This is a genomic window from Streptomyces sp. NPDC026538 (assembly GCF_055567535.1).
Genome location: NZ_JBVHQG010000013.1, coordinates 208,173 through 233,534, shown reverse-complemented (window position 1 = coordinate 233,534; position 25,362 = coordinate 208,173). Strand labels below are relative to the sequence as shown.

The following is a 25,362-nucleotide window of genomic DNA, read 5'->3' as shown; positions in this document are numbered from 1 at the left end:
CCGCCCGGGTGCGTTCCGTGGGCGTCGAGGCGCATTCTTGCTGTGTCCCCCACCCAGTGGTGCACGGACGAGGTAGGACCGGATGACTGGGAGCGGCGAGCACCTGGGCCGGGCGCGTGAACGGCTGACCGCACTGCTGGTCGACGCCTCGACCGGCGCCCTGGACGCGGTCGGCGGCCACGTCGCCGGGGTGTACCTGCGCGCCGGCGCCCCCGGGCTGCTGCGGCTCGCGACCCTGGTGGGGCTGCCCGGCTCGCTGTTCCGGCCCTGGTGGCGGCTGCACGTGGACCGGCCGTTCCCGGTCGCGGACGCCTACCGGCTGGGGGTGCGGGTGGTGCTGCCCAACGCCGCCGAGATGGTGCGCCGCTACCCCCAGTTCGCGGCCGGGCTGCCGTTCCAGTTCGGATCGGTGTACGCGCCCGTGCCCGGGGCGGTGCCGTCCTTCGGAGTGCTCACCGTGCTGCGTCCGGCGGTCCCGGACGCCGAGGACGAGCTGCCCGGCCTGGACCACCTGGGCCGGCTGGCCGAGGACCTCGGCGCCGGGCTGCGCGCGCTGGTGGCCGAGGAGGGCGACGCGGCGGTCGCCTGGGAGGGCGAGCCGGTGTGCGTACGGCCGCCCGCGACGCGTCCGGGGACGGCCCGCGCCGGGCGTTTCACCTGGGACCCGGCCACCTCCGAGGTGTGCGCGGACGACCGGCTGCACGCCCTGCTCGGCGTGGCGCCGAAGGACTTCCCCACCACCGGCGCCGAGCTGGCGGCGGCCGTGACGCCCACCGAAGCCCACCGGGTGCTGACCGCGCTGCGCGAGACCGCGGCCGGCCGCCCGCCGGAGTGCCCGCTGCGGGTGCGGGCCGCGGACGGCGCCCCGCGCCTGCTGGGACTGTGGCCGCCGCCCGGCGCCCCGGACCCGACCCTGGTCTCCGGGGTCGTCGTCGACCCGGGCCCGACCGGGTTCGCCGACGGGGTGGCCGATCTGCTCCCCCAGGGGGTGTTCTGCCTGGACCGCGCGGGGCTGCTGCGCTACGTCAACCCGGCAGCCGCCCGCCTGACCGGCCGGCCGGCCGCCGAGCTGCTCGGCCGGCCCGTGTGGGAGGCCATGCCGTGGCTGGGCGGAGCGCCGTACGACGACCACTGGCGCGGTGCGCTGCTCGCCCGCGACCCGGTGCACTTCCAGGTCCGCCACGGGGACACCGGCGAGGGCGACTGGCTCGCCCTGTCCCTGCACCCCGGCCCCGACGTCGTCACCGGCACGGTCGTCCCCACCAACCGGATCGACCCGGCCGTACACCTGCCGAACCCGCCGCAGCCGGGTGCGGCGGGCGGTCCGACGGCCCCGGTGTACCGGCCGATCGCCCTGGCCATCGCGCTGACCGACGCGGTGACCGCACGCCAGGTGTCGGCGGTGGTGATGCAGGAGCTGCTCCCGGCCTTCGGCGGCCGCCGGCTGGCCATCTACCTCCTCCAGGGCCGGCATCTCTACCTGGCCTGGGAGTACGGCTTCCCGCCTGGCTTCCTCGACCCGTTCGACGGGGTCGGTCTCGACGCCCGCATCCCCGGCGTCGAGACCCTCACCACCGGCAGACCGCTGTTCTTCGAGTCGATGCGGCAGCTGGGGGACACCTACCCGGGCCTCGCCCTGGACGCCGACGTCGGCGCCCGCGCCTTCCTGCCGCTGATCGCCTCCGGTCGCCCGGTCGGCTCCTGCATCCTCGGCTTCGACGTCGAGCGCGGCTTCACGACCGAGGAGCGCACCGTCCTCACGGCGCTCGCGGGCCTGATCGCGCACGCGCTGGAGAAGGCCCAGCGCTACGACAGCGAGGCCGCCCTCGCCCGCGGACTCCAGCAGGCGCTGCTGCCCCGCCGGCTGTCGGCCCACCCGGGGGTGGAGACCGCGGGCCGGTATCTGCCGGGCACCCAGGGCATGGACGTGGGCGGGGACTGGTACGACGTGGTCGAGGCCGGCGACGGACTGGCCCTGGTCATCGGGGACGTCCAGGGACACGGGGTGCAGGCGGCGGCCACCATGGGCCAGCTGCGCAGCGCGGTACGGGCGTTCGCGCTCGGCGACCGGCCGCCCGACGAGGTGCTGAGCGGCACCAACCATCTGCTCATCGACCTCGACCCGGGCCAGTTCGCCAGCTGCTGCTATGTGCGCCTGGACCCCGCCACCGGACGGGCCCGGGTCGCCCGGGCGGGTCATCCGCAGCCCCTGCTGCGCGCCCCGGACGGCCGCACCAGCGTCCTGGAGATCGCCGGCGGAGTGGTGCTCGGCGTGGACCCGCGGGCCCGCTACCCGGTGACCGAGCTGGAGCTGGAGCCGGACGCGATCCTCGCCCTGTACACGGACGGGCTGGTGGAGCGGCCGGGCGAGGACATCGACGACGGCATCACGGCGCTGCGGCTGGCCCTGGCGAAGGCCGGGGCGGCACCGGGCCGGCGCGGCGGCCGTTCGCTGGCCGGGGTGGCCGACCGGCTCACCGCCACGGCCCGGCACGCCACCGACCGGCCCGACGACGTGGCGCTGCTCCTCGCCACCCGCCGCCGGGCGTCCGGAGACCGCCTATGACCCGGCACGACGGGACCTCGGGCCGCTTGCCTCCGGAGACCCTCTCGCCTCGCCGGGCCGGGCAGTGTAGACATGGGCTCATGGTCCGTCTGTCCGGCCGGTCCGAGACCCGGCCGCCTCCTTCCGAGGCTGCGCACGCGCCGCTCGCGGAGCGGGAGCGGACGGCGACCCGGCCGGGGCATATGCGTTCCGGGCGGTGGTGGTCGGCGCGCAACGGTCGCAGCGTGGCCGGACAGGTGTTCATGCTGCAGGTGGTGATCGTGCTGCTGCTGGTCGTGATGGCGGTGGTGGAACAGGTCCTCCAGGTGCGGCACGACAGCAGTATGGAGGCCCGCAACCGGTCCGTGGCCGTCGCCCAGTCCTTCGCCAACGCGCCCGGCACCGCCGCCGCGCTGCGGCTGCCGGATCCGACCTCCGTGCTCCAGCCGAAGGCCGAGGCGGCCCGCAAGGCGACCGGCGTGGACTTCATCGTCGTCATGAACACCGAGGGGATCCGCTACACACACCCGAAACCGGACCGCATCGGGAAGAAGTTCGTCGGGAACATCGGGCCCGCGCTGGCTGGCCAGACCGTCACCGAGGAGGTCCACGGCACCATCGGGGAGCTGGTGCAGGCCGTGGTCCCGGTCAGGGACGCCGACGGCAAGGTGGTGGGGCTGGTGTCGGCCGGCATCACCACCGCGCACGTGGGCGGCGCCGCCGACCAGCAACTGCCGCTGCTGCTGGCCTCGGCCGCCGCCGCGCTGGCCCTGGCGACGGCGGGCACGGCACTGGTCAGCCGACGTCTGAGGCGTCAGACGCACGGCCTCGGCCCGCACGAGATGACCCGCATGTACGAGCACCACGACGCGGTGCTGCACTCCGTGCGGGAGGGGGTGCTGATCGTCGGCGGCGACGGCCGGCTGATGCTCGCCAACGACGAGGCACAGCGCCTGCTGGACCTGCCCCCGGACGCCGAGCGCCGCAAGGTGCGGGACCTCGGTCTGGACAGCGACACCGCGGAGCTGATCGCCTCGGGACGGATGGCCACCGACGAGGTGCACCTGGTCAAGGACCGGCTGCTGGCCGTCAACCAGCGCCCCATCGAGGTGCGCGGCGGCCCGCCCGGCAGTGTCATCACCCTGCGCGACTCCACCGAGCTGCGCGCCCTGTCCGGGCGTGCCGAGGTGGCCCGCGAGCGCCTGAACATGCTGTACGACGCCGGGGTGGGCATCGGCACCAGCCTGGACGTCACCCGGACGGCCGAGGAACTGGCGGAGCTGGCCGTGCCCCGGTTCGCGGACTACGCCGCCATCGACCTGTACGACGCGGTCCTCAAGGGCGAGGAGCCCAAGCCCGGGGACGCGCTGCGCCGGGTGGCGTTCACCGGCCTCCAGAAGGACGTCCCGCTCTACCGGGTCGGCGAGCGGATCCGGTTCGTGCCGTCCTCGCCGCAGGCCCGCTGTCTGGAGACCGGCGACTCCGTCGTCGAGCCGCGGCTGCGCGACGCGCCCGGCTGGCGGGCCCAGGACGTGGAGCTCACCGGCCGGATCCTGGACTTCGGCATCCACTCGCTGATCACGGTGCCGCTGCGGGCCGGGAACCTGGTGCTGGGGGTGGCCAACTTCTGCCGTTCGGAGAAGCTCGCACCGTTCGACACGGAGGAGCTGGCCCTCGCGGAGGAGCTGGTGGCCCGGGCCGCCGTCTCCATCGACAACGCCCGCCGCTACACGCGCGAGCACAGCATGGCGGTGGCCCTCCAGCGCAGTCTGCTGCCGCGCAGGCTGCCCGAGCAGAGCGCCCTGGACATCGCCTACCGCTATCTGCCGGCGCAGGCGGGCGTGGGCGGCGACTGGTTCGACGTCCTGCCACTGTCCGGGGCCCGGGTGGCGCTGGTGGTCGGGGACGTCGTGGGGCACGGGCTGCACGCGGCGGCGACCATGGGGCGGCTGCGCACGGCCGTGCACAACTTCGCGGCACTGGATCTGACCCCCGACGAGCTGCTGAGCCTGCTGGACGAGTTGGTGAGCCGCATCGACCAGGACGAGACCCCCGCGGACAACACGGCCCCGGTCACGGGGGCCACCTGCCTCTACGCGATCTACGACCCGGTCTCCCGGCGCTGCACGGTGGCCCGGGCCGGTCACCCGCCGCCGGCGCTGCTCGGGCCCGACGGCAGTGTGCGGTTCCCGGACGTGCCGGCCGGCCCGCCGCTGGGGGTGGGCGGACTGCCCTTCGAGACGGCGGACCTCGAGCTGCCCGAGGGCAGCAGCCTGGTCCTGTACACCGACGGGCTGGTCGAGGACCGGCAGCGGGACATCGACGAGGGTCTCGAACTGCTCGCGGGTGCCCTGGAGTCGGCGGCCGGCGGCACCCCCGAGGAGACCTGTGCGGCGGTCCTGGAGCGGTTGCCGGCCCGCCCCAGCGACGACGTGGCGCTGATCGTGGCCCGCACCCGGGCCCTCGGCGCGGACCAGGTCGCCGAGTGGCAGGTGCCGGCCGACCCGGCGGCCGTCTCCGAGGTGCGGGCCAAGGTCACCCGTCAGCTCGCGGACTGGGACCTGGACGAGCTGTCGTTCACCACCGAACTGATCCTCAGCGAACTGGTCACCAACGCCATCCGCCACGGCCGCCCGCCCATCGGGGTTCGGCTGCTCTGCGACCGGACGCTGATCTGCGAGGTCTCCGACGCCAGCACCACCTCGCCGCACCTGCGGTACGCGGCGAGCACCGACGAGGGCGGCCGGGGGCTGTTCCTGGTCGCGCAGATGGCCGAGCGCTGGGGCACCCGGTACACCCCCGCCGGCAAGGTCATCTGGGCGGAACAGCCGCTGCCCTGAGGCCCCGAGGGGGTGCCTCGCACAATTGTGTTGAGGACACGTCACCCCTCGGGTGATGATCCCCGGTATGTTCTCGCGCCGCAGCCGTCGCCCCAAGTCCGCCGAACTCGTCAAGGCCTGGGAGTGCCTGGACTCCGGGGATCTGCCCGGAGCGGTACGCCAGTTGCGGGCCGCCGGGGAGGACGCCCCGGTCGTCGAGGTGGCCCTCGTGGTCGAGCGGGCCGCCGAGGCGGCGGGCTTCGACGACCTCGGACAGGCCGCCGCCGCGCTCGCCGCCCGGCCCGATCATGCCAAGAACCTCTTCGACTTCGGGTACGCGTGTGTCGAACGTGGCCTGTCCTTCCTGGCGATCCCGCCGCTGCGCACGGTGCTGAGCCACAACCCGGGTTCGCTGATGGTCCTGCGGGAGCTGGTGTCGGCGTACGAGCGGGAGGAGCGCCACCAGGAGGCGATGACCGAACTGGCCCGGCACGAGGGCGACTTCGCCGACTGGCCGGACCGGTATCTGCTGGTGTACAACGCGCTCATGGCGGGCGACCTCGAGATGGCCCGCCGTCAGCACGCGCTGCTGCCCGAGCCGGAGGACGCCCAGTGGCTGCCCACCCGGGAGCGCCAGACCCGGATGCTGGAGCGGGCCGCCGCCCTCGGCGAGCCGTCGGGGCTGCGTGACTGGCAGTACGTGATCGGCGGCCAGGTGCTGGGCACGCTCTCCCCGTTCGGCTTCGCCGCGGGCATGGCGGGCCGGTACGCCTGGCTCCAGGACAGCCCGGAGATGTGCCTGCGCGCCCTGCGGCGGCTGGCGCTCCTGCTGTCCACGACGCGGACGAGCCCGCGTTCGGTGTCCCTGCTGCCCGACCGCGGCTCGCGGATCCTGGGGCTGGCCGCCGCCGAGGTGCTGGACCTGCCGGCCGTGCCGTTCGAGCCGGACCGCCAGGACACCGTCGTCGTGGCGTACGACCTCGACGAGCTGGCCGGGCACCCGTCGGGCCCGGAGATCATCGGCTCCCTCTTCGGGCGCGCGCCGGGCCAGGTGCTGCACGAGCACGCGAGCTGCTGGACCGACACCCCGGCCGTCACCGCCGACAGCATCGGTCTGCTGCACCAGTCGGTGGTGGCCCCGTGGGGCGAGCGGCTGCGGGTCGGCGAGAACGGCGAGGCGGAGCGGGAGGCGGCCGACGAGCGGCCCGAGGAGGAGCTGGCCGCCGAGATCACCCGGGCCGACGCGACTCCTGACGAGGGCGACGGCGAGGGGCCCGCCGACCCGGACGAGGCGTTCGCCGCGTTCGCGGAGTCCGTCCGGGACAGCTGGCTCACCGGCGACCGGGCCCGCGTCAACTCTTCGGGACCGGTGCGCAGTTCACGCTTCGCGTGACCGTCAGCCGAGCGCCCGGTCCAGGTTGAAGGCCGCGCTGATCAGCGAGAGATGGGTGAACGCCTGCGGGAAGTTGCCCTGTTGCTCTCCGGTGCGGCCGATCTCCTCGGCGTACAGCCCGAGATGATTGGCGTAGGTGAGCATCTTCTCGAAGGCGAGCCGGGCCTCGTCCACGCGTCCGGCGCGCACCAGGGCCTCCACGTACCAGAAGGAGCAGATGGAGAACGTGCCCTCGTCGCCGCGCAGGCCGTCGGGGCTGGCCTGCGGGTCGTAGCGGTAGACGAGGGAGTCGGAGACCAGGTCCTCGCCGAGGGCGTCCAGGGTGGAGAGCCACTTGGGGTCGGTCGGCGCGATGAACTTGGCCAGCGGCATCATGAGGAGTGAGGCGTCCAGGACGTCCCCGCCCTCGTACTGGACGAAGGCGTGGCGCCGCTCGGACCAGCCGCGCTCCATGATCCGCCGGTAGATGGCGTCCCTGGCGCTCAGCCAGTGGGCCAGGTCGGCGGGCAGGCCGCGCCGGCGGGCCAGCCGGATCGCCCGCTCGATGGCGACCCAGCACATCAGGCGCGAGTAGAGGAAGTTCTTGCGGCCGCCCCGGGTCTCCCAGACGCCCTCGTCGGGCTGGTCCCAGTGGTCGCAGACCCAGGCGACGAGCCGGGTGACGTCGTCCCACTGGCCGCTGGAGATGGGCTGGGCCCACTTGTCGTAGAGGTAGATCGAGTCGATGAGGGCGCCGTAGATGTCCAGCTGGAGCTGGTCGGCCGCGGCGTTGCCGACGCGCACCGGGGCGGATCCGCAGTGGCCCTCCAGATGCGTGAGCTCACGCTCGGGCAGGTCGGTGCGGCCGTCGATGCCGTACATGATCTGCAGCGGCCCCGAGGCGGCGCCGTCGCCGGGGGTGATGCAGGTGGTGAGGAACTTCATGAAGGCCTCGGCCTCGCCGGTGAAGCCGAGCCGCAGCAGGGCGTAGACGGCGAAGGCGGCGTCCCGGACCCAGACGTAGCGGTAGTCCCAGTTGCGCTCGCCGCCGAACTGCTCGGGGAGGCTGGTGGTGGGCGCGGCCACGATGGCGCCGGTGGGCGCGTAGGTGAGCAGCTTCAGGGTGAGTGCGGAGCGGTGCACCATCTCGCGCCAGCGGCCCCGGTAGCGGGACCGGGACAGCCAGCGCCGCCAGTAGCGGACGGTGGCCTCGAACTGCCGTTCGGCCTCCATATGCGCGCAGCCGCGCGGCGCGATGTGCTCGCCGGCCTGGTCGAGGGCGAAGACCGCGGACTCGCCCTCGCCGAGTTTGAAGTCGGCGTGGGCGTCCGCTCCGTCGCTCTCCATGACCACCGTGGCGGTGAGCGCCAGGGACAACGTCTCGGACTCGAACAGGGCGGTGCCGTCGACCAGACGCAGGGTGTGCGCGTCGGCGCCGTAGTTGAAGCGGGGGGCGACCCGGACCCGGAAGGGCACGGTGCCGCGCACGCAGATCACCCGGCGGATGAGCCGGTGCCGCTCGCTGTCCCCGGACTCGCCGGTGACGGGCATGAAGTCCTGGACCTCGCCGACGCCGTCGTCGGTGAAGAACCGGGTGATCAGCACGTTGGTGTCGGGGAAGTAGAACTGCTTGGTGCGGGCCGGTACGGCCGGGGCCAGCGCGAAGTGGCCGCCGCGCTCGGCGTCCAGCACGGCCGCGAAGACGCTCGGGGCGTCGAAGGACGGGCAGCAGTACCAGTCGATGGTGCCGTCGCTGCCGACCAGGGCCACGGTGCGCAGATCGCCGATCAGCCCGTGCTCGGCGATCGTCAGGTAGCGGGGGCTACCGGGCGCATTCTGAAAGAACCGCTGTTCGATCATCGCGGCGGCCTCCCCGGAACGGATGTATGGGCACATTACATCCAAAAGGGGATAATTTCCTTCCGGCATCGGGTACCCGGTGCCGGAAGGGCCCCGGGCCGCTCCGGATGCGGGGTGCGGCCGGCCGGGCAATCGTGAGAGTGTGCACCCCGCTCCGCGAAGGAGAGACCATGTCGACCTCAGAACCCGAAGCGTCCCGGTCGTCCGACGACCGCGCCACCCCGGACTCCCTGCTGCACAGCGCCCCCGGCACCGGGGTGGCGCCCGAAGACCTGGTGATGGCCTCGGGCCGGGACGTCACCCCGGCCACGCTGGAATGGGCCAGGAAGAAGATGGAGCGTGAGGGGCCGAACTGCGTCGAGAGGCTCCTGCCCTGACGTTGGACAGGCGCCGCCTTCTCGGCCTCCTCGGATCGGCGGGCGTGGTGTCGTCCGGGCCCGCCGTACTCCCACCGCGGGCCGTCCCCGCCGCCGTCGCCACGTCCACGGGCGGCGACGGCGCGGACCACGCGCCGTTCAGGAGCGAGGACCACGCGCGGTTCATGAGGGCCGCGGTCGAAGAAGCGCGCCGGAATCCGCGCTACCCCTTCGGCGCGGTACTCGTGGGCTCGGGCCGGGTCCTTGGACGCGGGGTGAACACCTCGGCCGAGAACCCGACGTACCACGGGGAGATGCTCGCCATGGCCGACTACGTACGCCGGGTCGGCAACCGCGGATGGGCCGCGACCACCCTGTACTCGACCGGGGAACCGTGTGCCATGTGCATGAGCGCCTGCGCCTGGGCGGGTGTGGGGCAGGTCGTCTGGGGCACCTCGATCGACGGGCTCGGCCGGACCGGGCTGGACCAGATCGCCCTCCCGGCGCGGGCGGTGGCCGACGCGGCCAGGTCCTTCTACACCCCCCGGCTGCTGGGAGGCGTCCTCTCCGGGACGACGGACGCGCTGTTCCGACGGGCCCAGCTCCTGCGCGGCGGCCGGGCGGGCGGGGCGCGGTGAGCCGCCCGGGCGGCGCGGGATGCGCAACGGCCCAGGTCCGTACCGGATTTCACGCGAAGGTTGGCCGTTCTCTCTTTCGAAGCGGGGGCGCCTGCTGACAGACTCCGCAAGGTGCCAGACTTCGACATGCTCGTCATCGGATCCGGACCCGGCGGCCAGAAGGCCGCCATCGCCGCGGCCAAGCTGGGCCGCCGGGTCGCCGTGGTCGACAGCCCCGAGATGGTCGGCGGTGTTTCCATCCACACCGGCACCATCCCCTCCAAGACCCTGCGCGAGGCGGTCCTCTACCTGACCGGCCTCACCCAGCGCGATCTCTACGGCCAGAGCTACCGGCTGAAGGAGGACATCACCGTCGCCGACCTGACCGCGCGCACCCAGCACGTGGTCAGCCGCGAGGTGGACGTCATCCGCAACCAGCTCTCCCGCAACCACGTCACCCTCTGCTCCGGCACCGGCCGGTTCGTCGACCCGCACACCGTCGCCCTGCGCGAACCGAACGGCGACGAGAGGCTGCTGACGGCGGAGCACATCGTCATCGCCACCGGCACCCGGCCGGCCCGCCCGGACAGCGTCGAGTTCGACGGCCGCACCATCATGGACTCGGACAACGTGCTGTCGCTGGAGCGGGTGCCGCGCTCCATGGTCATCGTGGGTGCCGGCGTGATCGGCATGGAGTACGCCTCGATGTTCGCCGCGCTCGGCAGCAAGGTCACGGTGGTCGAGAAGCGCGCGGCCATGCTCGACATGTGCGACGTCGAGGTCGTCGAGTCGCTCAAGTACCACCTCAGGGACCTGGCCGTCACCTTCCGGTTCGGCGAGACGGTCGCCGCCGTCGAGCGGCACGCCCGGGGCACCCTGACCGTGCTGGAGAGCGGGAAGAAGATACCGGCGGACACGGTGATGTACTCGGCGGGCCGGCAGGGCCTGACCGACGGACTCGACCTGGACAAGGCGGGTCTGTCCGCGGACCGGCGGGGCCGGATCAAGGTGGACGAGCACTTCCGCACCGAGGTGCCGCACATCTACGCCGTCGGCGACGTCATCGGCTTCCCGGCGCTCGCCGCGACCTCGATGGAACAGGGCCGGGTCGCCGCCTACCACGCCTTCGGGGAACCGGTCGGACAGATGGACAACCTGCAGCCGATCGGGATCTACACCATCCCGGAGATCAGCTTCGTCGGCCGGACCGAGGACCAACTCACCGAGGACTGCGTGCCGTTCGAGGTCGGCGTGGCCCGCTACCGGGAGCTGGCCCGGGGGCAGATCATCGGGGACTCACACGGGATGCTCAAGCTCCTGGTCTCCCCCGACGACCGGCGGCTGCTCGGTGTGCACTGCTTCGGCACCGGAGCGACAGAACTGATCCATATCGGTCAGGCGGTGATGGGCTGCGGCGGCACGGTCGACTACCTGGTGGACGCCGTCTTCAACTACCCGACGCTCGCGGAGTCGTACAAGGTCGCGGCCCTGGACGCCACCAACAAGCTGCGACAGCTCGACCGGCTGGAGGACTGAGGGGCTCACGGAACCACTGCTTCCGGTGTGGGGGTTGGCCACCCCGAGTGGCATATGTGATTACCGGTCGGTCAGCTTGAAACGCCAAAGGGTGCCGCTATAGTCACACCCACCCACGCGGTGTGACCGTTCGCCGACTCTCGGCATGCGGCCTTCACCACCCCTTTGTCTCTTCCGACCGGCCCCCTGCCCGAGGCCAACCCTCACCGGCTGCGAGGCGGGTCGTGCACCCCCCGTACCACCGCGGGCCTGCACTCCCGTGGGCCCTGCACGACCGGAAAGCGGCACAACCATGAGCAACAACAGGGGCAGAGGGCTGCAGGCCAACGCCCTCGGCACGTTCGACACGGTGGTGATGGCCGTAGCGGGCAGCGCACCGGCGTACTCGCTGGCCGCGACCACCGCGGTCCTGGTGGGTGCGGTGGGGATGGCCAGTCCGGCCGCGCTGCTGTGGTGCGCGATACCCATGCTGGGCATCGCGCTGGCCTTCAGCTACCTGGGCCGGATCGATGTCAACGCGGGTGCCAGCTACTCCTGGGTGGGCCGCACCCTGCACCCCTTCCTCGGCTTCGTCAGCGGCTGGGCGCTGGTGGTGTCGGCCACCATCTTCATGGTGGCCGGCTCACTGCCCGCCGGCTCGATGACACTCTCCCTGTTCGACTCGGGCCTCGCCGACAACGTGGCGCTGTCGACGGTGGTCGGGGCCGCCTGGTTCCTGGTCATGCTGGCGGTGGTGCTCGGCGGCGCCCGGCTCACGGTCCGCGCCCAGCTGCTGATGTCCGGCATCGAGCTGGCGATCCTGCTGCTGTTCGCGGTGCTCGCCCTCTTCCACACCGGCAACGCCCGCGCCTTCCACTGGTCGTGGCTCGGCTTCAGCCACTTCGACAGCGTCTCCGGCTTCGCCTCCGGCGCACTGATCGCCGCCTTCTACTACTGGGGCTGGGACGTCACCAGCAACCTCAGCGAGGAGACCCGCAACTCCCGCCGTACGACCGGACTCGCGGGCCTCATCGGGGTGGGCATCGTCTTCGCCCTTTTCGAGGTGTTCACCATCGCCGTGAACGTCATCCTCTCCTCCGACCAGATCGCGGCCAACGACGCCAACGTGCTGGCCGTGCTGGGCGACGAGATCGCGCCGGGGTGGGGCGGCAAGCTGCTGATCGTCGCCGTGATGCTGTCCACCATCGCCACCCTGGAGACGACCCTCATCCAGGTCACCCGCTCGCTGTTCGCGATGGGCCGCGACCGCACGATGCCGGCCGCGCTGGGCAAGGTACACCGCACCTGGAACACCCCCCACGTGGCGATCGCCGTGGTCGGCGCGGTGGCGCTCATGATGTTCATCGCCTCCAACGCGCTGCACTCGGTGGGCGAGATCCTCTCCGACGCCATCTCGGCGATCGGCCTCCAGATCGCCGTCTACTACGGTCTCGCGGGCCTCGCGGTGGTCGTCGCCTACCGCAAGATGCTCTTCAAGTCCACGGGCAACTTCCTGCTCGGCGGGCTGTGGCCGCTGCTCGGCGCGGTGTTCATGTTCTGGATCTTCGTCGAGTCGCTGAGCGAGCTGAGCGGCGCGGCGATCGCCATGGGCGTCGGCGGTCTGGCCGTCGGCCTGATCCCGATGCTCTGGTACTGGAAACAGGGCAGCGACTACTACCGGCCTGCCAAGCTGGACGCCACCCACACCGTCGAGACCGACTACGTGCCCGACGACCACGCCACCGCACAGGCCCAGGCTTACGAAGGCCTCCCCACGGATTTCTGAGGTAGTACCCGATGGCGAGAGACCGCTTCGTCCCCGACTTCGACCCGGATTGCGGGGACACCGCCCTCACCTCGGCCCGTCAGGACATCGTCATCGGCCGCTGGCAGGGCCTGCGAGACCTGCTGCGGGCCACCGGCCCGGACTGGCTGGTCCGCGGGCACCGGGTGCGTCTCCTCGCGCAGGCCTGCGCGGGCAGTTCGACGGCGGAGTCCTGGCTGGCCGCGGAACCGCACGGCGCCGACGCGCTGGCGCTGCGGGCGGCGACCGAGACGGCCCGGGCCTTCACCCTGGCCATCTCGGCGGGCCGGGGCGCGCCGATCGACCGGTCCAGGATCGACGCCGCCGTACTGGCCTGCCTGGCGGCCGCGGAGGCGTACCCGCAGGACCCCACCCCCTGGGTCTCCCTGATCTCGGTGGCACGGCTGTATCCGACCGGCGTGCGCCGGCAGGAACTCGCGCGCTGGTGGGACGAGTTGCACCGGCGCGACCCGTACAACGTGGAGGGCCATCTCCAGGTGCTCCACTACTACTCCGCGCGCTGGCACGGCACACACGGCCTGATGTACGACTTCGCCCGGGACGCCGCCGGGGTCGCCCCGCCCGGCTGCGCACTGCCGGTCCTCGTGCAGTACGCCCGCGTCGAGGAGTTCCGCTATGCCCTGGACGAGGCGAGGGGCCAGCAGACCTCGGTGGGGCACGGCCAGCACTGGAAGCACGACGGCGCGGTCAGCGACGTACGGCGCACCTGGGAGCGCTGGATCGCCCAGCGCGGTGAGGAGCCCGTCGCCCCCGGCGAACTGCGTGACCTCAACTACCTCACGCACGCTGCCTGCCAGGCGGGGGTCATGGACATCGCCTCGGCCCTGCTGCGGATCCAGGGGCGGCGGGTGACCCGCACCCCGTGGTCGTACACCGGTGACGCGGAGAAGCAGATCGCCAAGTGGCGGGCGGACCTGAAGATCCGCGGCTGACGGCGGCGGGCTACGCCTCGGTCTGCTCGGCGGGCCGGGCGAGGCCCGTCGTCCACTTCTCCTCGATGCGGCCCGCCTTCCAGATCAGCAGGGCGATCGCCCAGGTGGCGAAGAACAGGCCGACGATGACGAAGCCCACGGTGTTGAGGTCGAGGCCGGAGACCCAGTCCCAGAAGGCGCCGTGCAGGTCCAGCTTGTCGGCCAGGAGGCCGAGGAGTTCCACCGTGCCGATGATGAGGGCGACGGCGACGGACAGGCCGGTGATGGTGAGGTTGTAGTAGACCTTCCGGACGGGCTTGGAGAACGCCCACTCGTAGGCGAAGTTCATGAACGAGCCGTCGATGGTGTCGAGCAGCGACATCCCGGCCGCGAAGAGCACCGGCAGGGTCAGGATGGCGTACCAGGGCAGACCGGAGGCGGCGCCGGAGCCGGCCACCACCAGCAGGGCGATCTCCGTGGCGGTGTCGAAGCCGAGACCGAACAGCAGGCCCAGCGGGTACATCTGCCAGGGCTTGCGGATGGAGCCGGTGACCCGGCCGAGGAAGCGGTTCATGAAGCCGCGGTTGTTGAGCTGCGTCTCCAGGGCGGCCTCGTCGTAGGCGCCGGAGCGCATCTGCCGGAAGACCTTCCAGATGCCGGCCAGGATGACGAGGTTGATGCCGGCGATGAGGTAGAGGAAGGTCCCGGAGACCGTCGTACCGATGAGGCCGGTGACCTCGTGGAGGTGCGAGTTGTCGTCCTGGACCGGACCGGCCAGGGTCTTCATGCCGAGCGAGAGCAGCAGGGCGAGGCCGAAGACGATGCTGGAGTGGCCGAGCGAGAACCAGAAGCCGACGGACAGCGGGCGCCGGCCTTCGCCCATCAGCTTGCGGGTGGTGTTGTCGATCGCGGCGATGTGGTCGGCGTCGAAGGCGTGCCGCATGCCCAGGGTGTAGGCGGTGACGCCGATGCCTATGCCGAACGATTCGGTGCCGACGCTGAAGTGCTGCGGGGCGATGATCCCGACCAGGGTGCCCCAGCCGATGACGTGCAGGGCGAGCACGAAGGCGGCCATTCCGCCGACCCTGATCCACTCCTGCCGTGTCATGGAGCCCCGGAGACGGTGCCAGGCCGAGCGCTTGGTCTCGGCCTGGGCGGGGAGGGACGGAGCGGAACCAGGGGCGGCCGTCATCGAGAGGTGCATCCTTCGGTCGAGCATGTTGAGCAGCTGCGATCTGCAGCCAGATGTCATCCTCCCGTACTTGCAAATCGCTCGCACTAAAGCCGGTGACAGGCCTTTCCCATGAGAAGGTAAAGGAAGGGTAAGGCGCTCATGCGGCCAGCAGCCCGCTGCCCAGCCAGTCCTTGCCGTTCCGCACGCCGGGCAGGGCGAAGAAGTAGCCGCCGCCGGTCGGGGAGATGTAGTCGACGAGGGGCTCGTCGATCAGCCGGGTCTGGGTGGCCTCGAACTGGCGCCGGACGTCCTGCTGGTAGCAGCAGAAGACCAGGCCCATGTCGAGGTTGCCGACGCCGTCGACACCCCGGTCGTAGTTGTACCCGCGGCGCAGGATCCGGGAGCTGTCGGTGCCGGCGGTGCGCGGGTTGGCGAGCCGGATATGGGCGTCCAGCGGGATCGCGTTGCCCTGCGGGTCCTTGGCGTAGTGCGGGACGTCGGTCTCCTTGGCGCCGTCCAGCGGGGCGCCGGTGTCCTTGCGGCGGCCGAACATCAGCTCCTGCTCGCTGAGCGAGACCCGGTCCCAGAACTCGACCAGCATCCGGATGATCCGGATCACCTGGTAACTGCCGCCCGCCGTCCAGGCGGGCTCGCCCTGGCCGCCGCCGACCCAGATCAGCCGGCTGGTCTCCCGGGCCGAGTTCACGTCCGGGTTGGCGATGCCGTCCTTGAAGCCGAGCAGGTTGCGCTGGGCGCCGGTGGGGCGCGGGGCGTTCTGGAAGCCGTCCACGCGCCACTTGATCTGCATGGCACCGCGGGTGTGCTTGGCGATGTCGCGGAGCGCGTGCAGCACCGTGTCCTGGCTGTCGGCGCAGATCTGCAGTGAGAGATCGCCGTGGCACTCGGCGGGCTTGAGGTTGTCGTTCGGGAAGGTCCGCATCGGGGTCAGCCGGGCCGGCCTGGCCTTCGCCAGGCCGTAGCGGTCGTCGAAGAGGGAGGCGCCGACGCCGACGGTGACGGTCAGCGCGTCGGAGGGGACCTCGGGGCCGAGGATGCCGTTGTCGGCCGGCGGCGCGCCCACGCCGAGGTCGGCCGGGGTGCCGCCGGAGGTGAGGAAGCGGGCCCGCTCGGTGATCATTTTCAGCAGGTCGGCGAGGTCCTGCCGGGTGTCGGCGATGACGTCGAGGGAGACGAAGGTGGCGGCGGCCGGGGCGGGGGTGAGGATGCCGGCCTGGTGGGTGCCGTGGAAGGGGACCCTGGCGGGGCCGGTCGCGGCCTCCGCGGTACCGCCGGCCTGGCCGAGCGCGAAGCCGCCGCCGGCCAGGACCGCGCCCGCGGCGCCGGCGCCCAGTGCCGTCCGCACGAAGGAACGGCGGCCCGCGCCCATCGGGCAGGACGGGGTCTCGGCAGCGGACATCGGAGGGTTCCCTTCGTCGTGTGGGTGCTGGTGCGGTGCGGGGTTCATCAGGCGGACTTCCTGATCTCCAGGAGGTCCGGCACCGGGGAGAGGTCCTCGAGGAGCTGGCCGGTGGCTCCGCTGATCCGCTGCCGGGTGACGGTGTCGAGCTGCTCGACCGGGGTCCAGCTCGGACCCTGGTGCTCGGCGTCCAGGAGCATCTGCAGGCGGGCGATGCCGGCGTCGACGGTCGGCAGCAGCCTGGGCGCGCGGGTGGTCAGCAGCGGCCTGAGCACCGTGAGCAGCTCGCGGGTGCCGGCCAGGTTGGCGTCGGCGGTGGCGAGGTTGGTGCCGCTGCCCTCGTCGGTGTCCGCGGTCAGCTCGAACTGGAGGGTGTTCTCCAGGATCTCGTGGGCGCGCAGCGGCAGGTCGCCCGGATGGAAGTCCTGGGCGGGGAACGCCTTCTGCAGCCCGGCCGCCGCGTCGGCGAGCGCCTGGGCGGGGGCCTTCAGCTGATCAGCCGACTGCCCGTGCCAGAGCCCGTACTCGACCCGGTGGAACCCGGCGAAGTCCTTGTCGGCCACCCCGCCGGCGAGCCCGTCGGCGCGGCCGTTGATCTTCTGGTCGTAGTCCTCGAAGGTCCCGTAGGCGGCACCGAGCGAGGCGTAGGTGAGATGGGCGGACAGCCAGTCGGTCCGGGCCCTGTCGAGGTGGTTGCCCGCGATGTCGGCGTCGAGCGTGCGGGTCTGGGCGACGAGGGTGGCAAGGCCCTGCCCGACGTACGCCTTGTAGGCCTTCAGGGGTGTCGCGAGGTCCTGTTCGGAGACCGGTACGACGGCCTGGGCGCCGCTGCCGCCGCCGGAGACCGTGACCGACGCGGAGGTGACGGCCCTGCCGCCGGAGGGGACGCAGCGCCAGGCGTAGGTACCGCCGGCGACGGTGGCGACCAGGGCGCGGGTGGTGCCGGGGGCGAGGCCCTCGACCTCGCCGTAGACGGCGTTGCTGCTCGGATCGATCAGGTACACCTCGGCGGTCCTGCTGCCGGTGTTCCGCATCTGGAAGGTCTGTCGGCCGGGCTCGGGCACTGTGAAGCCCCTGCCGCACCCGGTCTCGGAGACGGCAACGGTCTCACCGCCCGTGGATTTGGGCCGGGCGAAGGCGACGACGAGTCCGGCGACGACGGCCGGGACGGCGACCACGGCGACGGGGACCACCCAGCCCGGCCGGCGACGCGGCCTCCTGACCGGGCGCGGGCGGGAGCCGTCGGCCGTGGGCGCCGACCGCGGTCCGGGGCTGTCGGCGGCGGGCGCCGACGGCGGTTCCGGCTCCTGCTCGTCCGCGGCAGGCGCCGACGGCGGTTGCGACTTGTCCGCGGCGGGCGTCGACTGCGGTTCCGGCTCCCGCTTGTCCGCGGCGGGCCGTGCCCCGGGCTCGGTGGTGGTCTGGCGCGGCGCCGTGGCCCGCACTCCGCGCACGAACAGCGTCATGACGACGGCGAGGTAGCCGGCGTACCCGAGCACCTGGAGCCAGGTCATGGCCGGGGTGATGTTGAGGACGCCCTGGAGGAGCGTGCTGTACCAGGAGCCGGCGTCGACGGTGCCGCTCAGGTCGAAGACGTACGCCGTCCGGCCCGGAAAGACCCCGCCCTCCTGGAGGTCCCGCAGCCCGTAGCCGAGGACGCCGGCCGCGATCACGATCAGCACGGCCCCGGTGTAGGTGAAGAACCTCGTCAGGTTGATCTTCAGGACCCGGCGGTACAGCCCCCAGCACAGGGCCGCCGCCAGCACCAGGCCGACCCCGGCGCCGGTCAGCGGCCCCGCGGACTCGCCGGCCGCCTGCGCGGTGGTCCACAGGAACAGCGCGGTCTCCAGACCCTCCCGGCCGACGGCGAGGAACGAGGTGACGACCAGCACTCCCGAGCCCATGGCCAGGGCGCCCGTCACCTTCTCCTTGATCTCGCCGGAGAGGCTGCGGGCCGAGCGGCGCATCCAGAAGACCATCGCGGTGACGAAGGCGACCGCGATCACGCTGAGGCTCCCGCCGAAGGCCTCCTGCGCGGTCGCGGAGAGCGAGGCGGCGGTGAAGGTGAGGACCGCGCCGAAGCTCAGCGCCAGCGCGATCGCGGCCAGGACACCCGTCCAGACCTGAGGCAGCCGGTTTTTGGCACCGGCCCGCACCAGCGTGGCCACGAGGATCGAGACGATCAGGCCGGCCTCGAGGCCCTCCCTCAGCCCGATCAGGAAACTCGGAAACGCGTCGTCCCACATCCGCCGCAGCCCTCCCCGGCAGGCCCGTCCCCGCCATGCGGCTCGAACTTAGTGAAGGCATGCCTTACTTCCGCCGACCATGATGACTACAACCGTGTAGTCAATCAGTCATGAACCGGCAATGGTGCGGCAAAGGTCGCGACGGGGCACTGACTCGCACCATGGGGAACGCCGGCAGAGCGCCAATCGTCTACATTCCAGTAGACAGTCATCGCGCAGGAGAGGGCCGCCACCGGGGTCATGAACCGCAAGAAGACCGCGGAGTTCGCGGGAAGTATCGGGCTCGGCGCCTGGGCGGGGTTCGCCGTACTGGCTCTGGTCGTGACCGGTCGCCACGGCGCCCCGCTCGCGGTGGACCGCACCCTGCTGGCCTGGTCCCTCGCTCATCGCCCGGAGGTGGCGGTGGCCGTGGCCCGGGGGCTCACCGCGACCGGCACCGGGGTCGTGCCGTACGCCCTGGCCGTGGTGGCCGGGCTGCTCGTGGGCCGCACCCCGCGGCAGCGGATCGCCGCCGTGCTTTTCTGCGTGACCTGCCTCGCCCTGGGCCAGGCGGCCCGGTACGGCGTGCTGGAGCTGATCGCCCGGGCCCGGCCGCCGCAGGCGTACTGGCGCACCCACGCCTACGGCTGGTCGTTCCCGTCCGGCCACAGCACGACGTCCGCGCTGGCCGCCGGTCTGGTCGTGCTGGCCCTGGGGATCCGGGCCCCACGCGGCCGGACACCGTGGTGCGTGGCCGTCGCCTGCTGGGGACTCGCCGTCGGGACCACCCGGATGTTCCTCGCCGTGCACTGGTGCACGGACGTGATCGGCGGCTGGCTCTTCGCGGTCGGCTGGCTCGGGGTCTGCTGGTGCGTGGCCGTCCGTTGGGTGCCGGATCCGGCGGCCCCGGACGACGTACCGGAGAGTCCGGTGACGGAGACCGGCGGGAAGCGCGGCGGTTGACGTCGGAGTCCGCGCCGCCGGACTCCCTCCTGGTGCCGGCCTCCCGGTCACAGTGCCCGGCGCCGGACCAGCAGCCCGAGGACCAGCAGGCCCGGCAGCAGCGGCAGCCACATGGTCAGCAGCCGGTAGCCGAGCACGGCGGAGGCGGCCGCGGCGGCCGGGGTCCCGGAGGCCGTCAGGGCGAGGGCGAGGGCCGCGTCGAGCGAGCCGAGCCCGCCGGGCGTGGGCAGGAGCGCGGCGGCGCCGCTTGCGGCGAGGTACAGCAGCGCCACCCGGGCCGGGGACAGCGAGAGTTCGACCGCCCGGGTCACGGCGATCAGGACCAGGGCGTGCAGCCCTGCGAAGGCCAGGGAGCCGCCCCACAGCGCGGCGGCGCGGGCGGGGCGGGTGTGCAGGGCCCGGAGGTCGGCGGCCACGGTGGTCACCGCACCCCGGCAGCGGGCCCACACCCGGGCCCGGACCAGGACGGCGAGCAGGACGGCCGCGGCGGTCACGGCGAGGATCGCGGCCACGGACACGTGCGGGATCCGCAGCAGTCCCGGGCAGGCGGGGGCGAGGACGGCGATCAGAACCAGCCGGACCACGGCACCGGCGGCGGCCTTGACCGCCAGGGCCGACGCGCCGCGGCCGGCCGGGAGGCCGCAGCGCATCAGGAAGCGCAGGTTCACCGCGCCCGCGCCGAGTCCTGCGGGCAGCAGATGGTTGGCGGCCGAGGCGGCGAACTGCGCGGCGACCAGGCGCCCGCCGGGCAGCCGGCGGACGACCGCGCCCTGCTGGGCGAGGGCCGAGGACGCCCAGGTCCCGACCGCCGCCAGGGCCGCCACGAGCATCCAGCCCTGGTCGGCGACGGCGAGCCGGAGCGCCCCGTGCTCCACGGTCGGCCAGTGCCGGCGGAGCAGCCAGCCCGCACCTGCCAGCAGGGCGAGGCAGAGGCCGGTCTGCCAGTAGACACCTCGGCGGCCCGTGACGGGCGTGGCGTTCACGTTCGGGACCATCGAGGCACCCACCCCTGTTCCCCTACAGCTCGCAGGACCGTTTTGGGCTTCAGGGACAAACACTGACAAACTAATGAGAATTACTGGTGGAGGCAGCGCAGGTACGTCCATACGAACGTCGGCACTACGCGCTGTAAGGTTGTGCCATGGCTGGCACAGGGTCCCGCGGCAGAGCGGAGCGGCGCAGCGCAGGAGAGCTGGAAAGCGAAGTGCTGGCAGCCCTGTGGGCGACCGAACACCCCTTGACCCCGGCCGAGATCCAGTCCGAGATCGGCGGCGGACTCGCCTACAACACGGTCCACACCATCCTCAAGCGGCTGTACGACAAAGGGCTGGTGCTGCGGGACGCCGACGGGCGGCGCGGTGCCTACCGGCCGGCGAAGAACGCGGCCGAGCTGACCGCCGAGGCCATGCACGAGGCCCTGGACCGGGGGCCCGACCCGATCGCCGCCCTCCAGCAGTTCGTGTCCGGGCTGAGCGCGGAGGAGGAGCGGGCGCTGCGCAACCTGTTCGCCGGGGGCGGCGCATGAGGTTCGACGTCTACACCCCGCTGCTGGTGTCCCTGCTGCTGCCGTCGGTCAGTCCGCTGATCGGCCGCCGGGTGGCCCCGGCCCTGGCCGCGCGCGTGCTCACCGCCGCCGCCGCACTGACCGCCGCCGCGACCACCTGGTCCCTGGTGCTGCTGACCACCGCCCTGCTGGGCGACGCCCCGCCGGTGATCCGGGAGGCCCGCGAGGACGGCCGCCCGCTGACCGACCCGGTACCCGAGGTGATCGGCCTCGCCGCCTGTCTCGCGCTGGCCGTGGTGGTGTGGCGGGTACAGCGGGCGGTGCGCGCCGAGCGCCGGACCCGGCGGGCGCTGCGACGGCTGTGCGCGGGGCATCCCGGGGACACCGAACTGGTCGTGGCCGCCTGCGAGGTGCCCCAGGCGTTCGCGATCCCGGGCCGGCCGGGCCGGATCCTGGTCACCTCGGCGATGCTCAGCGCGCTGGCCCCGGCCGAGCGGCGGGTGCTGCTGGCTCATGAACGGGCCCATCTGACCCACCGGCACGGCCTCATGGTGACGGCCGCGACCCTGGCCGCGGCCGCCAACCCGCTGCTCGGCCCGGTCCGAGCGGCCGTGACCTTCCTGGTGGAGCGGTGGGCGGACGAGCAGGCGGCGACCGAGGTCGGGGACCGCGGGACCACCGCCCGGGCGCTGGCCCGCGCCGCCCTCAGCGCGGGCCGAGCCCGCCAGTCCTGCGCCCTCAACTTCACGGACCGCGCGGTCACCCGCCGGGTCGCGGCGCTCCAGACCAGCCCGCCGCCCTCCCTGTGGCCGGCCGCGGCGGGCGTGCTCGTGCTGGGTGCACTGGCGGCACTGTTCGCGGCCGACGCGACGGGCGATCTGGTGGGGCTGCTTTTCAACGCGCTCACGTGAAGCGCCCCTTCGGGGGCGCTGGGCGTACCCCCGGCCGAAGGCCGGGGGAGGAACTGCGCGACCAGCCACGACGGCGGCGCGGACGACCGATCGCGCATCTTCTCGGACAGCGCCATTGAGTGCGGACGCGTCGCAGAGTGCCGGTGCGTGGTGGCCGGTCGCACACTTCCCCGCGCCCCCGAGACGGGGCGCTGCCGCTCAGGCAGGCCGAGTCGGCGCCCGGTGCGGGGGCTGGCCAGGTGTCGGTCCCGGCCTGGCCGGTGGCACCGCCCGCACCGCCGGGCTGTCTGTGCTGACCGTGACCGGCTCCCCGTGGTGGTGGACGGTGAGCGGCGGGCCGTCGAGGAGGGTGTAGGTCGCCTTGTCGGCGCCGATCTCCACGCGCAGCCTGCTGCCCCGCAGTTGCAGATTGAAGGCGAGACGGCGCAGCCGCTCCGGCAGCCGGGGCGCGAACCGGGCGCCGTCGTCGTAGTGGCGCATCCCGCCGAAGCCGGCCACCAGCGCCATCCAGGTGCCGGCCAGGGAGGCGATGTGCAGTCCGTCGCGCGTGTTGTGCTCCAGGTCGTCGAGGTCCATCAGCGCGGCCTCGGCCGTGTAGGCGTGGGCCAGCGTCAGATGTCCGGCCTGGGCGGCGACGACGGCCTGGCAGCAGGCGGACAGGGAGGAGTCGCGCACGGTCAGCGGCTCGTAGTAGGCGAAGTTGCGGGCGATGTGCTCCTCGTCGAAATAGGCCCCGCAGGTGTACATCGCCAGGACCAGGTCGGCCTGTTTGACGACCTGTTTGCGGTAGAGGTCGAAGTAGGGGAAGTTCAGCAGCAGCGGGTACTGCTCGGGGCTGGTGTTGGCGAAGTCCCACCGCTGGTAGCGGGTGAACCCGGCGTGCTGTTCGTGGACGCCCAGTTCGTGGTTGTAGGGGACGTGCACGGAGTCGGCGGCGTCGCGCCAGGCGGCGCTCTCCTCCGCGTCGACACCGAGCCGCGCCGCCTGCCGGGGGTGGCGTTCGACCGCGTCGGCGGCGGCCAGCAGGTTCGCCCGGGCCATCAGGTTGGTGTAGGTGTTGTCGTCGGCGACCGCGCTGTACTCGTCGGGGCCGGTGACGCCGTCGATGTGGAAGGCGCCGCGGCTGTCGTGGTGGCCGAGCGAGCGCCACAGCCGGGCGGTCTCCACCAGCAGCTCGACGCCGGTGTCCCGTTCGAAGTCGGTGTCGCCGGTGGACGCGACATAGCGGACCACCGCGTCGGCCACGTCGGCGTTGACGTGGAAGGCCGCGGTGCCGGCCGGCCAGTACGCCGAACCCTCCGAGCCGGCGATGGTCCGCCAGGGGAACGCGGCGCCGTCCAGGCCTAGTTGGGTGGCGCGTTCACGGGCGGCGGGCAGGGTGTTGTAGCGCCAGCGCAGCGCCTCGGCGACGGCGTCGGGGGCGGTGTGGGTGAGGACGGGCAGCACGAACATCTCGGTGTCCCAGAAGGCGTGCCCGTCGTATCCGGACCCGGTCAGGCCCTTGGCGGGTATCGCGCGCTGTTCGGCGCGGGCCCCCGCCTGCAGCACATGGAAGAGGGCGAAGCGGACGGCCTGCTGGACCTCCTCGTCGCCGTCCACCTCCACGTCGGCGCGGGACCAGTAGTCGTCCAGGTAGTCGCGCTGGTCGTCGGCGAGCCCCTGCCAGCCCTCGTGCGCGGCGGCCGCCAGGGCCGCGTCCACCTGGTCGGCCATGGCGGGCAGCGAGCGCACCCCGGACCAGCCGTGGGCGACGAACTTCTCCACCCGCAGCCGCTCCCCCGGCTCCAGCACGGAGGTGACGGTCAGCCGGGCCACGTCGGTGTCGCTCTCGGCGTCGGTGGTGGTCCGCCCGGGACCGGCGACCGTGTGGTCGGCGGCGACCGCGACCCGCAGGCCGCTGCGCCGGGTGCGGTGCACCAGGCGCAGCCGGCGCCCGGAGGCGAAGTCGTCCTCCTGCTCCAGCGGTGACTCCAGGGCCACCGCGGCGCGCGGGTCGCCGTTCGCGCCGGGCAGCTGCTCGTTGGCGACCAGCTCGGACTGGATCACGATCCGGCAGCGCCGGTCGACGGCCTCGACCTCGTAGGCGACGGCGGCCACCGCGCGCTGGGTCAAAGACACCAGCCGGGTCGAGCGCACCCGCACGGTGGAACCGGCGGGCGAGGTCCACTCGCAGGTCCGCTCCAGCACGCCCCGGCGCAGGTCGAGGACCCGCTCATGGGCGACCAGCCGGCCGTAACGCAGGTCGAAGGGCTCGTCGTCAACGAGCAGCCGCAGGATCTTGCCGTTGGTGACGTTGATGACGGTCTGCCCGGACTCGGGGTAGCCGTAGCCGGCCTCGGCGTACGGCAGCGGGTGTACCTCGTGCACGCCGTTGAGGTAGCTGCCGGGCAGGCCGTGCGGTTCGCCCTCGTCGAGGTTGCCGCGCCAGCCGACATGCCCGTTGGACAGCGCGAACACCGACTCGCTCTGCGCGAGCACGTCGAGGTTGAGGGCGGTCTCGCGGACCGTCCAGGGCTCCACGGCGTACGACCGGTGGGTGATCACTCCTTGCCTCCCAGCTCGGCGAGGTCCTTCACGACGGTGTCCGCGCCGTGTGCGTACAGGGCGTCCGTCTGGCCGACGCGGTCCACGCCGACGACGTACCCGAATCGGCCGGCGCGACCCGCGTCCATGCCGGCGAGGGCGTCCTCGAAGACGGCGGCGTGGGCGGCCTCGACGCCGAGCTCGTGGGCGGCGGCCAGGAAGGTGTCCGGGTGCGGCTTGCCGGGCAGATGGCGCTCGGCGGCCACCACCCCGTCGATGCGGACGTCGAAGAAGTGCTCGGCGCCGATCGAGCGCAGCACGTCACGGCAGTTGGCGCTGGAGGAGACGATCGCCGTGCGCAGTCCCCGCGCGCGGACCGCCTCCAGGTAGCGCAGGGTGCCGTCGTAGGCCTCGACGCCGTCGGTGCGGATCTTCTCCAGGAGCAGTTCGTTCTTGCGGTTGCCGAGGCCGTGCACGGTGTCGGCGTCCGGCGGGTCGTCCGGGGTGCCCTCGGGCAGGTGGATGCCGCGGGAGTCCAGGAAGGCGCGGACCCCGTCGGCGCGCGGACGTCCGTCGACGTACTCGTCGTAGTCGGCGACCGCGTCGAAGGGCCGCTGGCCGTCGTGGCCGCGCAGGAAGGAGTCGAAGGTCTCCTTCCAGGCCGCCGCGTGCACGACGGCCGTCTTGGTGACGACGCCGTCGAGATCGAAGAGACAGGCCTGGATGGTGTCGGGCAGACCGAGTGCTGTCATGTCCGGCATCTTCCCCACCAGGCGGCTTCCAGGGGGTGGTACACACCACATCCCGGGCCCGGTGTCACACTTT

At 72.7% G+C, this 25,362-nt stretch carries 18 protein-coding genes; 11 read left to right on the top strand and 7 right to left on the bottom strand.

Going from position 1 to position 25,362, the window contains the following annotated elements; genetic code table 11:
• The first annotated feature begins 82 nt into the window (after window positions 1–82).
• The 3 genes from ACZ4N4_RS39315 to ACZ4N4_RS39305 all read left to right on the top strand — a co-directional run bounded on the left by ACZ4N4_RS39315 (window position 83) and on the right by ACZ4N4_RS39305 (window position 6,757).
• The gene (locus tag ACZ4N4_RS39315; protein ID WP_467598036.1) at window positions 83–2,566 is read left to right on the top strand and encodes a SpoIIE family protein phosphatase; all 2,484 of its coding nucleotides are present in this window, start codon (window positions 83–85) and stop codon (window positions 2,564–2,566) included.
• Window positions 2,567–2,748: 182 nt separating this feature from the next.
• Window positions 2,749–5,385 carry a SpoIIE family protein phosphatase gene (locus ACZ4N4_RS39310; protein ID WP_467598177.1) on the top strand — a complete coding sequence of 879 codons (2,637 nt, stop codon included), beginning with the start codon at window positions 2,749–2,751 and terminating at the stop codon, window positions 5,383–5,385.
• A 67-nt stretch (window positions 5,386–5,452) separates the two neighbouring features.
• The gene (locus tag ACZ4N4_RS39305) at window positions 5,453–6,757 is read left to right on the top strand and encodes a hypothetical protein (protein ID WP_467598033.1); all 1,305 of its coding nucleotides are present in this window, start codon (window positions 5,453–5,455) and stop codon (window positions 6,755–6,757) included.
• Between the two features lie 3 nt (window positions 6,758–6,760).
• On the opposite strand, the gene ACZ4N4_RS39300 is transcribed toward ACZ4N4_RS39305, so the two are convergent.
• A complete protein-coding gene (locus ACZ4N4_RS39300) occupies window positions 6,761–8,596 on the bottom strand; it encodes a glycoside hydrolase family 15 protein (protein WP_453566829.1) in 1,836 nt (611 codons plus the stop codon).
• A gap of 170 nt (window positions 8,597–8,766) precedes the next feature.
• Here ACZ4N4_RS39300 and ACZ4N4_RS39295 point away from each other — a divergent pair, with 170 nt between their 5' ends.
• The 5 genes from ACZ4N4_RS39295 to ACZ4N4_RS39275 all read left to right on the top strand — a co-directional run bounded on the left by ACZ4N4_RS39295 (window position 8,767) and on the right by ACZ4N4_RS39275 (window position 13,841).
• Window positions 8,767–8,973 carry a hypothetical protein gene (locus tag ACZ4N4_RS39295; RefSeq protein WP_453381762.1) on the top strand — a complete coding sequence of 69 codons (207 nt, stop codon included), beginning with the start codon at window positions 8,767–8,769 and terminating at the stop codon, window positions 8,971–8,973.
• Window positions 8,974–8,975: 2 nt separating this feature from the next.
• On the top strand, window positions 8,976–9,590 hold the full coding sequence (locus ACZ4N4_RS39290) for a nucleoside deaminase (RefSeq protein ID WP_467598030.1): 615 nt from the start codon (window positions 8,976–8,978) through the stop codon (window positions 9,588–9,590).
• 111 nt (window positions 9,591–9,701) lie between these two features.
• A complete protein-coding gene (sthA, locus tag ACZ4N4_RS39285) occupies window positions 9,702–11,105 on the top strand; it encodes a Si-specific NAD(P)(+) transhydrogenase (RefSeq protein ID WP_467598027.1) in 1,404 nt (467 codons plus the stop codon).
• Window positions 11,106–11,397: 292 nt separating this feature from the next.
• A complete protein-coding gene (locus ACZ4N4_RS39280) occupies window positions 11,398–12,870 on the top strand; it encodes an APC family permease (RefSeq protein WP_467598025.1) in 1,473 nt (490 codons plus the stop codon).
• A gap of 11 nt (window positions 12,871–12,881) precedes the next feature.
• The gene (locus tag ACZ4N4_RS39275) at window positions 12,882–13,841 is read left to right on the top strand and encodes a hypothetical protein (protein WP_467598022.1); all 960 of its coding nucleotides are present in this window, start codon (window positions 12,882–12,884) and stop codon (window positions 13,839–13,841) included.
• Between the two features lie 10 nt (window positions 13,842–13,851).
• Here ACZ4N4_RS39275 and nicT read toward each other — a convergent pair whose 3' ends face one another.
• From nicT to efeU, 3 genes are all read right to left on the bottom strand, one after another.
• A complete protein-coding gene (gene nicT, locus ACZ4N4_RS39270; RefSeq protein ID WP_467598019.1) occupies window positions 13,852–15,012 on the bottom strand; it encodes a Nickel transporter NicT in 1,161 nt (386 codons plus the stop codon).
• Window positions 15,013–15,151: 139 nt separating this feature from the next.
• Entirely contained in the window at window positions 15,152–16,411 is a 1,260-nt protein-coding gene (gene efeB, locus ACZ4N4_RS39265; RefSeq protein ID WP_467598017.1) for an iron uptake transporter deferrochelatase/peroxidase subunit, read from the bottom strand.
• A gap of 47 nt (window positions 16,412–16,458) precedes the next feature.
• On the bottom strand, window positions 16,459–18,657 hold the full coding sequence (gene efeU, locus ACZ4N4_RS39260; RefSeq protein ID WP_467598014.1) for an iron uptake transporter permease EfeU: 2,199 nt from the start codon (window positions 18,655–18,657) through the stop codon (window positions 16,459–16,461).
• Between the two features lie 240 nt (window positions 18,658–18,897).
• Here efeU and ACZ4N4_RS39255 point away from each other — a divergent pair, with 240 nt between their 5' ends.
• Window positions 18,898–19,599 (top strand): phosphatase PAP2 family protein, encoded by a 702-nt coding sequence (locus ACZ4N4_RS39255; RefSeq protein WP_467598011.1) that lies wholly within the window; start codon window positions 18,898–18,900, stop codon window positions 19,597–19,599.
• Between the two features lie 47 nt (window positions 19,600–19,646).
• Here ACZ4N4_RS39255 and ACZ4N4_RS39250 read toward each other — a convergent pair whose 3' ends face one another.
• On the bottom strand, window positions 19,647–20,594 hold the full coding sequence (locus ACZ4N4_RS39250) for a lysylphosphatidylglycerol synthase domain-containing protein (RefSeq protein WP_467598008.1): 948 nt from the start codon (window positions 20,592–20,594) through the stop codon (window positions 19,647–19,649).
• Window positions 20,595–20,740: 146 nt separating this feature from the next.
• Between ACZ4N4_RS39250 and ACZ4N4_RS39245 the strand changes: the two genes are divergently transcribed.
• Together ACZ4N4_RS39245 and ACZ4N4_RS39240 are read left to right on the top strand one after the other, a co-directional pair.
• Window positions 20,741–21,124 carry a BlaI/MecI/CopY family transcriptional regulator gene (locus ACZ4N4_RS39245; protein WP_450756838.1) on the top strand — a complete coding sequence of 128 codons (384 nt, stop codon included), beginning with the start codon at window positions 20,741–20,743 and terminating at the stop codon, window positions 21,122–21,124.
• Window positions 21,121–22,014, top strand: a complete 894-nt coding sequence (locus ACZ4N4_RS39240) for a M56 family metallopeptidase (RefSeq protein WP_453566847.1) — start codon at window positions 21,121–21,123, stop codon at window positions 22,012–22,014. Before ACZ4N4_RS39245 ends, ACZ4N4_RS39240 begins: the two co-directional genes overlap by 4 nt.
• A gap of 198 nt (window positions 22,015–22,212) precedes the next feature.
• On the opposite strand, the gene ACZ4N4_RS39235 is transcribed toward ACZ4N4_RS39240, so the two are convergent.
• Window positions 22,213–24,558 (bottom strand): glycoside hydrolase family 65 protein, encoded by a 2,346-nt coding sequence (locus tag ACZ4N4_RS39235; RefSeq protein ID WP_467598005.1) that lies wholly within the window; start codon window positions 24,556–24,558, stop codon window positions 22,213–22,215.
• Complete coding sequence (locus tag ACZ4N4_RS39230; protein WP_467598003.1) at window positions 24,555–25,289, bottom strand: beta-phosphoglucomutase family hydrolase; 735 nt, start codon at window positions 25,287–25,289, stop codon at window positions 24,555–24,557. The genes ACZ4N4_RS39235 and ACZ4N4_RS39230 overlap by 4 nt, the downstream gene beginning before the upstream one ends.
• Window positions 25,290–25,362 lie beyond the last annotated feature (73 nt).